The sequence below is a fragment of the Adlercreutzia equolifaciens genome (assembly GCF_029076695.1).
Taxonomy (GTDB): Bacteria; Actinomycetota; Coriobacteriia; order Coriobacteriales; family Eggerthellaceae; genus Adlercreutzia; species Adlercreutzia equolifaciens_A.
Window position 1 is genome coordinate 1 of record NZ_JARFIK010000063.1, and the last position, 425, is coordinate 425.

Genomic DNA, 425 nt, shown 5'->3' on the forward strand with positions numbered 1-425 from the left:
GTCGTGGACGAAACCTCTTCAGCAGCGAAGGCCGACACGGGGCACAGAGCCGCCGTCAGCACCACCATCAGTGCGGCAAGGATAATGCACTTGCTCACTCGTTTTACCATAGCAGCGGCGTCGCGCGCCTTCCTCCTTCAGGAATCGGAAACCCAGCGAAAAGCCGTGCCGACCCCACCAGAGGCGACACGAACAGACTAAGCTTTTCTCAGGCTGTAGATTACCAAGGAAAAACGGCGCTCTTGACGTTTCTCGACCAAATGGGCAGAAGCCCAGCGGTCGATGGCGGCCGCCTACCGCCGTCGCCGAAAAAAAGAACGCGGCCGGGAGGCCCCGGCCGCGAACGGTTTAAATCTCGATGCGCTCGAACATGTCGCGCGGCGCCCCGCAGATGGGACACACAAAGTCCTCGGGTAATCCGTCCG

General features: G+C 60.7%; 1 protein-coding gene. It reads right to left on the bottom strand.

Features of this window, described 5'->3' with window-relative positions; genetic code table 11:
* Window positions 1-348 precede the first annotated feature (348 nt).
* Window positions 349-425 (bottom strand): rubredoxin (locus PZH32_RS14255; RefSeq protein WP_428994033.1); only part of this gene is annotated, 77 nt, incomplete at its 5' end.